The organism is Paenibacillus tarimensis (assembly GCF_021532315.1).
Classification (GTDB): Bacteria; Bacillota; Bacilli; order Paenibacillales; family Paenibacillaceae; genus Paenibacillus_I; species Paenibacillus_I tarimensis.
The window spans coordinates 98378-111404 of sequence record NZ_JAKGAO010000012.1 but is presented as its reverse complement, the minus strand read 5'-3'; the positions used below and the strand labels follow the sequence as shown (position 1 = coordinate 111404).

7 protein-coding genes are annotated in these 13027 nt (G+C 51.8%); all 7 read left to right on the top strand.

Annotation, left to right across the window (positions count from 1 at the left end):
- Positions 1-88 precede the first annotated feature (88 nt).
- Positions 89-2665, top strand: a complete 2577-nt coding sequence (locus tag L1N82_RS13655) for a glycoside hydrolase family 9 protein (RefSeq protein ID WP_235287991.1) — start codon at positions 89-91, stop codon at positions 2663-2665.
- A 456-nt stretch (positions 2666-3121) separates the two neighbouring features.
- Positions 3122-6118 (top strand): glycoside hydrolase family 48 protein, encoded by a 2997-nt coding sequence (locus tag L1N82_RS13650; protein WP_235287990.1) that lies wholly within the window; start codon positions 3122-3124, stop codon positions 6116-6118.
- 211 nt (positions 6119-6329) lie between these two features.
- Positions 6330-7289, top strand: coding sequence for a TAXI family TRAP transporter solute-binding subunit (locus tag L1N82_RS13645; protein ID WP_235287989.1), 960 nt, complete (start codon positions 6330-6332; stop codon positions 7287-7289).
- On the top strand, positions 7276-7857 hold the full coding sequence (locus L1N82_RS13640) for a DUF1850 domain-containing protein (protein WP_235287988.1): 582 nt from the start codon (positions 7276-7278) through the stop codon (positions 7855-7857). Before L1N82_RS13645 ends, L1N82_RS13640 begins: the two co-directional genes overlap by 14 nt.
- 36 nt (positions 7858-7893) lie before the next feature.
- Entirely contained in the window at positions 7894-10011 is a 2118-nt protein-coding gene (locus tag L1N82_RS13635) for a TRAP transporter permease (RefSeq protein ID WP_235287987.1), read from the top strand.
- Between the two features lie 375 nt (positions 10012-10386).
- A complete protein-coding gene (locus L1N82_RS13630) occupies positions 10387-11589 on the top strand; it encodes a right-handed parallel beta-helix repeat-containing protein (protein WP_235287986.1) in 1203 nt (400 codons plus the stop codon).
- A gap of 45 nt (positions 11590-11634) precedes the next feature.
- A complete protein-coding gene (locus tag L1N82_RS13625; RefSeq protein WP_235287985.1) occupies positions 11635-12906 on the top strand; it encodes a right-handed parallel beta-helix repeat-containing protein in 1272 nt (423 codons plus the stop codon).
- The last annotated feature ends 121 nt before the right edge of the window (positions 12907-13027 follow it).

The following is a 13027-nucleotide window of genomic DNA, read 5'->3' as shown; positions in this document are numbered from 1 at the left end:
GGAATTATGCAAGAGTTAGTGTGTTGTGGTGATAGGGGCACTGCGGGCGGCTGAACTAGAATTGAAAAACGCGGAAGGGATGGAAAGTATGCGAAATAACCGAACCAGTAAGCTTGCGAAGAGATCCGCTTCTGTTGCATTGGCATGCCTCATCGGAGTCTCATGTCTGCTGCCGGCGACGGTTCTCGCTGACACGGACCCCAGTCCGGTCAGGGTTAACCAGGTGGGATATTTACCGGGCGCCGACAAGATTGCAACCATTGTGAGTCCAGCGTCATCGCCGCTGAAATGGGAGCTGCGGTCAGACAGCGGGACTATAGCTGCGGAAGGGCTGACGCGGGTTTTTGGCATTGACCGTGCCTCCGGCGATCACGTGCATCAGGCAGATTTTAGTTCGGTCACTGTAAAAGGAAGGTATAAGCTGCGTGTGACTGGTATGGGTGACAGCGTGTCGTTTGACATTACCGGCAGCTTATATCCAGATCTGCCTGCAGAGGCGATGGAATATTTTTATTTTCACCGTATGGGTGTGGATATAGAAGGCAGGTATTTGTCTAACCCCGCCTTTGCCCACAAGTCTCTTCATCCGGGAGACGAGAGTGTGGGATGCTTTAATAACTGGTGTCAGGGAGAGCGTCTGAACGTCAGGTACTCTTGGGCGGATGCGGGCGACTTCGGGATCTACCCCGTGAACCAGGCGATATCCGCATGGACACTTCTCAATTTGTATGAGCGGTATCCGCATGTCTTCCCGGACGGCTCACTTCTAATACCGGAGAGCGGCAACGGCATTCCCGATCTGATCGACGAGGTGGCGTTCGGCTCCACGTTTATGAAAGGCGTCATGCCGGCTTCCGGCGGGCTTGCCTCTCACAAGATTCACAACGACAGCTGGAGTGCCTTCCCTGTGGTCAGTATCGATCAGGAAAATGCCATGAGCCGGCAGGCGCAGCCGCCTTCCACCAACGCCACCTATGCCGTTGCCCGCAATTTGGCTCATCTGGCAAGAGTATTAGAGCCGTTTAACCGCGAAGAAGCCTCCCGTCTGTGGACGACGGCAAAAGAAGCCTGGAGAAGAGCGGCCGCTAATCCCACTGTACTATACTCTTCACAAACTTCGGATACGGAGGGCGGAGGCGATTATGCGGACAAGAGCACAAGCGATGACCGGTATGCGGCCGCAGCTGAGCTTTACCTGACGGCTTACCAGCTGAAGGATGGGGATCTGGCGGCCTACCGCTCGGCGGTAACTTCGTCTCCGCATTACCGGGAGATCGGCCATGTTGACTGGGCGGCTGTTGCGGCAGCCGGGACGCTCTCGCTCCTCTCGGGAGCCAGTGACCTTCCTCAACAGGACATTGAGGCAATGGAGGCCGGCGTGCGCCGGTATGCGGATGGTATTCTTGCTGATTTACGCCAGGAAGGCTACCCTTCACCACTGCCGGGCGGAGAGAAATACCCTTGGGGCTCCAATTCCTTCGTGGTCAACAAAATGATTATGCTGGCCTTTGCCTACGATGCGACGCTGAACCTTGATTATCTTAAGGGCATGTACCGCATTATGGATTATTTGATGGGGAACAACGCTATGCGTTTGTCCTATATTACAGGCTACGGCGAGTATTACGAGACCGATCTGCATGACCGCTGGGCATGGGGGAAATACACGAACGGCATTCCATTCCCTCGCGGCTGGCTGTCGGGCGGTCCCAATAACGAGTTGATTAATGACCCTGCAACACCGGCCGGGAAGCCGGCCGCCAAGTCGTATGCAGCCAAGAACACGGCGCCGGATGCTTGGGGATCAAAGGAAAATACAATTAACTGGAATGCCCCTCTAGTATGGGTGGCACAGTACCTGCAGGACCACAAGGGGGATCTGGATAATGCCGGAGGAGAGGAGCCGGTTCCCGAGGTGCCGGGTGTCCCTTCCGGAGTTACAGCTGGAAGCGCAGATGGTGCGGTCCTGTTATCGTGGAAGCCAGCCGCTGGAGCTGTCGCCTATAAGGTGAAGCGCGCTTTAGTCAGCGGGGGTCCATATGCCGAAATCGCGGCCGTTACCAGTACGGGTTACAAGGATCAGGAAGTGGTGAAGGGCACGACTTACTATTATGTGATCACCGCCGTTAATGCAGCAGGCGAGAGCGGGAGCTCTGAGCAGGTGACTGCCAAGCCAGCGGATGACGGAGGAGGTACGCCCCCGCCGGAAAGCGGTCTGGCTGTTGAATATCGCGCAGGGGATACGAATGCCGGAGATAACCAGTTTAAACCGCAATTCAGGATTGTCAACAAAGGAACAGCACCGGTAGCGCTCAGCGGACTAACGATTCGTTATTATTTCACTGCAGACGGCGATGTTCCCCAGACCTTCAACTGCGACTGGGCGGCAGCGGACTGCGCGAATCTGGTTGGTACGATCAGCAAGCTGCCGGAAAGCAGGCAGGGAGCGGACCACATGCTGGAGATTTCCTTCAAAAGCCAGGCAGGCTCCATACCAGCAGGCGGAACAAGCGGAGAAATTCAGACCCGCAATCACAAGAGTAATTGGACCAGCTATAACGAGGCGGATGATTATTCTTACGACCCAGGCAAAAGCTCCTTTGCCGAGTGGGATCGGGTTACCCTGTATCGCGACGGAACCTTGGTCTGGGGAATAGAACCCTAGTGAAGCATGAGTCTTTGCGGGCTGCCAGCCGGCATAAACCTTGCGGCTGTGAAGCTGCAGCTGTAGAACAGAGTCCAAAGGATGGTTTGATCTGTGCATTAAATATTATCCGTAAACATATAACATAAGGTTCCTTGTATGGTAAATTGTCTAAACTGGTATGCGGCCAGGGAGGTGGTGCTGATCGATAAGCTGTTATGATGGTTAACAAAGTTTGAGTGAATGCAGCCGTGAAGACCCGTGTATATGCGAAAAAGAAAGAAGGAATGCAAACAATTGTAATCGTTTACGAAGCAAGATCGGACGCGAGAGGAGGCGCATAACGATTAGGTGGAGCAAGCAGGCAGGTCACTGAAAAGAAAGGCTGAGGCCGCTGTCGGTAAGGGGCTTAGAACCTTAAGAATGGGCAGACCGGAGACATCACCGGTACACAATGAATAAGGGAGAGCTGACAATATGATAGCCAGTTCCAAGAGGAAGATTATCGCGTTAATGCTCACGCTGACGATGCTCCTGTCACTGCTGACTTCCGCTGCTGCGGGAGCAGAGCAGGTGCAGAGCGCAGCGGCTCTGGACAATGTTCATCAGGAACGTTTCTTGCAGATGTATGAGCAGATTAAAGACCCGGCAAGCGGGTACTTCTCGCCAGAGGGAATTCCTTATCATGCCATTGAGACCTTGATGAGTGAAGCACCGGACTACGGTCACATGACGACCTCTGAAGCGTACAGCTACTGGTTCTGGCTGGAGGCTCTGTACGGTTATTATACAGGTGACTGGACGCATCTTGAGGCCGCTTGGGATAACATGGAGAAATTTATAATTCCAAGTGCCAAGGAACAGCCGACAATGAGCTACTACAACCCGAGCAGCCCGGCAACCTCGGCAGGCGAGAAGCCTCAGCCAGACATGTATCCAAGCCAGATTGACGGCAAATATCCAGCAGGCCGCGATCCGCTGGACGCCGAGCTGAAGGCAGCTTACGGAAACAATGATACTTACCTGATGCACTGGCTTGTGGATGTTGACAACTTCTACGGTTTTGGCAATTTATTAAATCCATCCCATACAGCTACTTACGTGAATACCTTCCAGCGCGGGGAGCAGGAGTCGGTATGGGAAGCAGTCCCGCATCCTTCTCAGGATGACCACTCGTTCGGCAAGCCGGGCGAAGGCTTCATGTCCCTGTTCACAAAGGAAACGGCAGCCCCTGCCAAGCAGTGGCGCTACACCAATGCTACCGACGCTGAAGGCCGCGCGGTCCAGGTTATGTACTGGGCGAAGGAGATGGGCTATAACAACCCGGTATATCTGGACAAAGCCAAGAAGATGGGTGACTACCTTCGCTATGGCATGTTTGATAAGTACTTCATGAAGATCGGCAGCGCTGCGAACGGGGCACCTGCTCCGGGGTCAGGCAAGGATGCCGCTCACTACCTGATGTCGTGGTATACGGCATGGGGCGGCGGGCTCGGCGATAATGGCACTGGCAACTGGGCATGGAGAATCGGGGCGAGCCATGTGCACCACGCCTACCAGAATGTTGTAGCAGCCTACGCGCTCTCCCAGCCTGAAGGCGGCCTCATCCCCAAATCAGCTACGGCACAGCAGGATTGGAACACATCGCTAAAGCGCCAGCTTGAATTTTATACCTGGCTGCAAAGCAGTGAAGGAGCGATCGGAGGAGGGGCAACGAACAGCTGGGATGGTGATTACAAAGCATATCCAGCGGGCGTAAGCCGGTTTTATGACATGGCCTATGATGAAGATCCTGTGTATCATGACCCTCCATCCAACACATGGTTTGGCTTCCAGACATGGCCGCTTGAGCGTGTAGCGGAGCTTTATTACATCATGGCTTCGAACGGGGATACAAGCTCGGAGAACTTCAAGATGGCTAAGCAGGTTATCGAGAACTGGATTGACTGGTCGATCGATTATGTATTCGTAAATGAAAAACCGGTAACGGATGCGAACGGCTACTACCTCGATGCAAACGGCAACCGGATCCTGGGCGGTCAAGATCCAGCTGTAGCGACGATCAGCCAGCCTGGCCAATTCTATGTGCCGGGCAGCCAGGAATGGAAGGGACAGCCGGACACCTGGAAGGGTTACTCTTCCTTTACAGGAAATCCAAACTTCCGCGTTGTGACGAAGGATCCAAGCCAGGATGTCGGCGTGCTGGGCAACTATATTAAAGCGCTAACCTTCTACGCAGCGGGCACCAAGGCGGAGAACGGCGATTACAGCGCGCTTGGCAATGAGGCCAAAACGACGGCAGAAGAGCTGCTGGAAGTAGCATGGGGCCACAATGACGGCATTGGCATTGCACTGCCGGAATCCCGTGCGGACTACTATCGTTATTTCACTAAAGAAGTTTATATCCCGAATGGCTGGAGCGGCACGTTCGGTCAGGGCAATGTCATTCCTGGCAATGCAGGAGTGCCTTCCGATCCTGCAAAGGGCGGTAACGGTGTTTACATCAGCTATGCGGACCTGCGTCCGGACATCAAGAACGATCCGCAGTGGTCCTATCTGGAGCAGCTTTACAAGAACTCCTACAACCCGGTTACGAAAAAATGGGAGAACGGTACGCCTACGTTCACCTACCACCGTTTCTGGTCCCAGGTTGATATCGCAACAGCGTACGCGGAATATGACCGTCTGATTGCCAGCGGCGATACCGGATCAGAGCCGACAGCTCCTGCAGTGCCGGTGGGACTGCGTGCTGCAGCAGGTGACGGCAAGGTTGAGCTGAGCTGGAACAATGCAGCCGGCGCTGCTGAATATGTGATTAAACGCGCGGAAGCAAGCGGCGGTCCATACACTGTGATTGCTGAACAGTCTGGTCTTAGCTTCACGGATACAAATGTCACGAACGGAACGACCTATTATTATGTCGTCAGTGCTACCAATGCCCAAGGCGAGTCTGCAAACTCAGCCGAAGTAACGGCTGTACCTGCTGCAGCCCCCGAGGAGCCGGAAGAGCCGATCGGTGACTTGAAGCTGCAGTATAAGGCAGGAGATACGAACGCGACAGACAATCAGTTCAAGCCGCATCTGCGTATCGTGAATACAGGAACCAAGGATGTTCCGCTCAGTGAGCTGAAGATCCGCTACTATTACACCATTGACGGTGACCAGCCGCAGACCTTTAATTGTGACTGGGCCACAGTCGGATGCTCCAACCTCTCTGGAAACCTGGTGAAGAGGGATGAGGCGGTGGAAGGTGCGGACTATTACCTGGAAATCGGCTTTGCGGCCGGTGCGGGTTCAGTGGCAGCGGGTGCAGACACGGGCGAAATGCAGATCCGAATCAATAAGAATGACTGGTCGAACTATAGTGAAGCCGACGATTTCTCGTATGATCCAACCAAGTCTGCCTTTGCAGATTGGAATAAAGCAGCTCTGTATCATAACGGCAAGCTTGTATGGGGTACGGAGCCCAAGTAACAGAATGGTGCACATGAACATGATATAGCTTATAAGACAAGAGCAGCCGGACAGCTGTATAAGGGTCCGGCTGCTACTATGTGCACAGCAGCAGAGAGTTATTATGACATAAGTTGTATTGAATAGTTACAGAGCCTCATAAAACGAACGCATGAAACATACCTATGAAGAAAGTTTCTTGAGTTCTGTTAAGAGAGGGGATTGATGGAGCATGGGGATGAGGATGAAGGCGGCAAGACGGATTGTTCTGGTCACTCTGCTATTAACAGCGGTTGTCGCTTTGTCAGCCTGCGGCAGGGAGGGAAGCAAGGATCTGGTCGTTCTGACGGGCGGTGAACAAGGGACCTATTACCCGCTTGGCGGCGCTTTATCCCAGATCATTAATGAGCATGTGGAAGGCTTGACAGCGACAGCTGTCGTAAGCGGCGCATCGGTTGTCAATGTCAATGATGTCAACGACGGGAAAGGAGAACTGGCCTTTATCCAGAATGACATTGCCTACTATGCCGCTGAAGGCACGCAGATGTTCGAAAGCAAGGTTGACAAGTTCAAAGCAGTTGCTGCCTTGTACCCCGAGGTCATCCAAATTGTCGCAGCAGCAGACAGCGGAATTGTTAGTGTCAAGGATCTCCACGGCAAGCGTGTTGCAGTAGGCGACCAAGGGTCCGGCGCTGAAGCGAACGCGCGTCAGATTCTTGAGGCGCACGGCATAACTTATGACGATATCAAGGCTGAATATATGGCCTTCTCGGACGCGGCAGGCAACCTTCAGGACGGCAATATAGATGCTGCTTTTATAACAGCGGGAACTCCGACTGCGGCAATTGAGGCGTTGAAAGTCTCCAGGCCGATTACGCTTGTCTCCATTATACCGGATAAAGTGAGCGAGCTGACCGAGAAGTACCCGTATTATACGGCGTTCACGATACCGAAGGACGTATATGGCACAGAGACTGATGCAACAACCGTAACGGTTCAATCAATGCTGATTGCAAGTGACGAGCTGAGTGAGGAGCAGGTATATGCCATTACAAAGGGGTTGTTTGAGAACCTGAACACCTTTGCGGATACTCACCAAGCGGGCCGGTATATTACACGCGAAACTGCCTTGGAGGGCATATCTGTGGATCTCCATCCCGGAGCACAAAAATATTACGATGAAACGAAATGACATGAACAGCCGGCTTGCTCACAGGCAGGAAGGGGAGAGGGGATTGCGGAGCGGCAATGCCCTCTTTACTCCCTTAAGAATAACGGCTGTTATCGCTCTCTTGACAGCAGCAGTATTAACTGCCAGATGGGGAATGCAGCCGGGCTCCAGCTGTATGCTGGAAATTGTCAAAGCTTCAACAGGCGAGGTGCTCTGGCAAACCTCCATCCAGGAAGGCGAAAAGCTGTATTACCGGTATATCCATTCCGTAGAGCTGTCGCCGGTAATCGAATATTTTACTGCTGATCAGGCATTGGGCCTGGTAGCGGTTGAGAGTAGGACACGGTCATTTGGCGCGGGGCTTCCCTACACCTCCAAGGGCGATACAGAGCTCGCGGGGGGATATTATACGATGAAAAATCTGTATGAGCCTGTGGGCGAGCTTCATATGCAGCCTTCTTACTTGCACCCCTTTACGCTGCATATCCGGGAGAAAAGCGTTCGTCTTCATGAGCCGCCCTATGCCCGTACACATCTCATTCTTCGGATCAACAGTCCGGCAAGGTGGAAAGAACTGCTCGGCATCTGACAGATCCCGCTTGGGGATTAAGGGAGGGAGCATGCGATGAATAAGCGGCTGATGCTTGGGACGGGCATGGTGCTGTGTGTGCTGCTGTCCGTCTATCATTTTTACACGGCTGGGTTTGGATACTTCCCGGGAGTCGGTACACGTTCGCATCTGGTCATCCATCTGACCGCGGGACTGTGCCTGGTGTACCTTCTATATCCGACTAGCGGCAGGCACAGCTGGTCCCAATGGCTGGACACTGCTCTGGCGATTACATCGGCAGCCGTCGGCTTATACGTATTCATCAATCTGCAGTCGGCCAGTATCATTAGCGCACGAATGGACAGCTTGGACTACACTGCAGCGGTGCTGCTGGTTCTGCTGCTGCTTGAGGCAACGAGAAGGGTGGTAGGATTGCCGCTCGTCATCATTGCAGGTGTATTTATCGCCTACTTCTTCCTGGGTGAATATTTAGTATATCCGTTCGGGCACAGCAGAGCAGAGCTCGAGCGTTTCTTCTATGAGATGTCATTTACGACGAGCGGCATTTTCGGAACGCCGCTGTCGGTATCAGCCAACTATGTGTTCATCTTTATTCTGTTCGGTGCTGTCCTGGAGGCAACGGGGGCAGGACGCATGTTTATAGACCTGGCTCTCAGGGCTTTTGGCCGCTATAGGGGCGGTCCGGCCAAGGCAGCCGTTGTGGCCAGCGGCATGCTGGGCTCTATATCAGGCAGCTCTACGGCCAATGCCGTGACAACCGGAACATTTACGATCCCGCTTATGAAGAAGGTTGGCTTCAAGCCGCATGTTGCAGGGGGCATTGAGGTCGCCGCATCATCGAGCGGGCAGCTTCTGCCTCCGATCATGGGCGCAGCAGCGTTCTTGATGATTGAATATACCGGGCATTCCTACGCGGAAATCATTCGAAGCGCCTTTATTCCCGCCATACTGAGTTACATAGCTATTCTCGTTATGGTTCACTTCGAAGCTTCCAGAGGCGGTATCCTCGGTCTGAAGAAGGAGGAGCTCGCTTCGGGACGAAGGACTTTACTGCGCCAAGGTTATCTAATTGTGCCTGTCATTGTCCTGGTCTGGCTGCTGGCGGAGGGCAAAACGGTGGGCAATGCAGCATTCTACGCAACCGTCATCCTGCTCGTCATCGCTTACTTAGCCCATCAATTTCGAAGCAGGCTGCCTGTTGGGCTGATGTTAGCCGGTATACTGGCAGCAGCAGCCTATACGCTTCATTGGCTGCTTGGCTGGCAGATGGAGATAACGGTTATGATCGTTATCGGATCGGCGGTTGCCTTACTGTTTGCGCTGCTGCAGAGGCGGGCTGGAAGCTGGGCTGATCCGGTCAAATTCGGCTATAAGGAGCTTATCGCCGGACTTGAGCTTGCCGCAAGGAATGCGCTGGCTGTTATTGTGGCTTGTGCAACAGCGGGCATATTGATTGGTGTGGTTAACCTTACAGGATTCTCAAGCAAGCTTCCGCAGCTCATTATAAGCTTCTCTCAGGATATAGCAGGACTTGTGCCGCCTTTTGCTGCTGCTTATACCGATGAGATCCAGCTTTATGCGGCACTTGTGCTGACAGTGATCGCTTGTCTCATACTGGGGCTCGGCCTTCCCACCACTGCAACCTATGTTATTCTGGCGGCTATGGTCGCTCCTGCTCTTATCAGGCTGGATATGCCAGTCCTGTCAGCACATTTGTTTGTTCTGTACTACGGCATTCTCGCTGACGATACGCCTCCGATCAACCTCCCGGCATATGCTACGGCAGGTATTGCGAAGGCCGATCCTATCCGTACAGGTGTCCAGGGGTTTAAATTCGACTCGGCCGCGCTGCTCCTTCCCTTTGCTTTCGCGACCAATCCTAATCTGCTTCTATTAAATCCGGAGGCGGGAATCGGGACAATTGCTCTTAACATCCTCACAGCCCTCGTGGGAATTATTGCGCTTGCCGCCTGCATTCAAGGCTGGTTACTGGAACGAATGAACAAGCTTGAGCGCCTTGTCTCGTTTATAGCCGCACTTGTGTTAATTCACGGCAGCTGGATAACCGACCTGATCGGGGTTGTACTGCTGCTCGCCCTAACCGGAATTAGTTTCCATAAACGCAAAAAGAATAGGACCCATGGTTTATACTATAAAAATACAAGTGTCTAAAGAAATACTTGGTAATAGACCCTTGAAACCTACTATACAGGACATATTAACCAATTTAGCATCTACATGATTCGACATATTCGGAAAGTCTATGACTCTTCCGATATAGTCTCATGAAGATGCTTTTTTGTGTCTAAATTATGGCGGAGGCGGTCAGGGAGGGTGACACATCATGGGATTATGAACCAATACATCAGGAATGGTTACCTACACTTCCAAGTTTTAATCTAACTTCATACTTATAATTATCTAATGGTTGCGCTTTATGATTAACCACAGAAACATTCTGCTTGAGTGCTAAACAATTCGGCCGGCTGGGATCGGCTCAAAAACGATGAGGTGCGTAAAATGTCAAAAAGAAGAAGAAAAGCTCAAATGAACGTAGTTACGGCCATTCTGCTCCTCGTGCTGGGCATTACGGTTATTCCCAATGAAACCTACGGTAATCCAACATTATATTATGTAGCCTTGAATGGCGATGACAGCAATAGCGGCACCAGCCTGGAAACACCTTTTGCGACAATTAATAAGGCTGTATCTGTCGTTAAGGCAGGTGACACGATATTTGTCCGGGGCGGAACGTACAAGCCGACCAAAACGATTAATCCAACGGTTAGCGGGACGGCTGCAGCACGCATAACATTGCGGAACTATGGCAGTGAGAAAGTAATCATCGACGGCTCTAATGTGAATGAAGGCAAGGCCGGCAGTAAAGTAATCCGAATGGATAACATTGCTTATTGGACGATATCTAAAATCAATGTAACCCGTTCGCCGGGAATGGGTATCGGCATTCTGAACTACGCAAACAATATTCGCTTTGAAGATCTTAATATTTACAATAACGGCGGAACAGGGCTTAGCATTGAGAATTTCTCCTATGATAATTACATCAATGGCGTGAACTCTTACTTCAACTACGATGAACCGACAGGCGGGGAGCATGCGGATGGTTTTGCAGTGAAAGCGGGCTCCATTCGTAACACGTTCAACCGCTGTAAGGCTTGGAACAACTCGGATGACGGCTGGGATTTCTGGGGCGGAGGACAATCGCAGATCACGAAGAGCGAGGCGTTCCGTAACGGTATGGATGCGAATGGGAACCCGTATCCAAACGGAGATGGTAATGGATTCAAGCTCGGCGGTCACAGTGCCGGAGGCTGGAGCGGCAACAACACCATACGGACTTCTGTTGCATATGACAATCTGGCTAACGGATTCGACTGGAATAATGCGAGCCTTAAGAACATGGTTTACAACTCAACAGCCTACAACAATAACCGGGGTAATTTCAGCTACGCGTATAACTTCCGGTTTGGCAATGACGATATTATCCGAAATTCTATATCAGCAGGCACGGGCGGTGTTCGTCTGGCTGATACAGTTGATCATAGCCATAATAACTGGAACCTTGGGCTGCCGGACCCTGTCTTTGCAAGCACGACTCCGGGTACCAAGAACTTTCTCTACCTGACGGCCAACAGTCCATACATTGGTGTTGGCACTAATGTCGGCTTAACCTTCTCCGGGAATGCTCCTGACCTTGGCGCATTTGAATACGGAGAGGAATGGCGCTAACATTCCGCTTCTTTTAAAAACAATCACTATCTAATATTAAACAAAATGAAAGGGTTGAAACGCTTGTACCAAAATTCGCCCGCTATTATTGCTGCTAACACTTCCAATCCGGCTGCCGTAAAAGTTCTGCTTGCCATGCTCGCTCTCGTACTGGCCGCCGCTCTATACCCGCAGGTCTCACATGGCAGCGGGGTGAGCTACTATGTCAGTACAGCCGGCAGTGACTCGAATAGTGGGAAATCCTTGTCTTATCCGCTGCTCACCATCAATAAGGCGGTCAGCCTTGTAAAACCTGGTGATACGATCTATGTGCGGAGCGGAACGTACAGGCTGACTAAGACCATTGATCCTACTGTCAGCGGTACAGCTGCAAGCAGAATTACGCTAAGAAGCTATGGCGGTGAACGGGTAGTCGTGGATGCAGCAGGCGCGAATGGAGGCAGAGCGGGTACGAAAGCAATCCGGTTAAGCGGCGTCTCCTATTGGACAATCTCCAAGATTCATGTGACAAAATCGCCGGGTATCGGCATTAGTATTCAAAACGGAGCGCATGACAACCGGATTGATTCTCTTGATATCTATTCCAATGGCGGGACCGGCATGCAGCTGGAAACCAACGCTTACAACAACTATATTAATGCCGTGAATTCCTATCTTAACTACGACCCGCCATATGGTGAGCATGCCGACGGTTTTGCCAATAAAGCCGGTGCCCGCAATAATACATTCAACCGCTGCAAAGCCTGGAATAATTCGGATGACGGCTGGGATTTCTGGGGCGGCGGATATTCACAGATCTCGAAGAGTGAAGCGTTCAACAATGGCTATAATGCCAGCGGTGTCCATTATCCGGAGGGTGATGGCACGGGCTTTAAGCTTGGGGGCCAGAGTGCAGGCGGCTGGAGCGGCAGCAATACGGTGAGAAACTCGGCGGCTTACAATAATTACGGCAGCGGTTTTCTATGGAATAATGCGACCATGAAAAATATGCTGTATAACACTACCGCCTATAATAACAACCGCGGGAAGCTGTCCTATGCTTATAATTACCGGTTTGAGAATGGCGATGTAATCCGCAACAGCGTTTCGGCCGGAACAGGAGGCGTCAGGCTGGCGGATAATGTGAATCAATCTTCCAACAGCTGGAATCTCGGGCTGGCAGGCAATAGTTTTGCGAGCATTGATCCAAAATCCAAAAATTTCCTTTATTTAATATCCAGCAGTCCTCTAATTGATAAGGGTGTACAAGTTGGTATGGCTTACACGAATAAGGCACCTGATCTTGGAGCGTTCGAATTCGGGGCAGAATGGCGGTAGTAATTACCCGGATGTGATCCTTTTGAACCATTTTTCATCTGGAAATTGCAACATTCGTCACGATAATTAGAAGTGGAATCCTAGAAAAATCGAGAAAAACAAAGCATTCTAGAGAAAATGA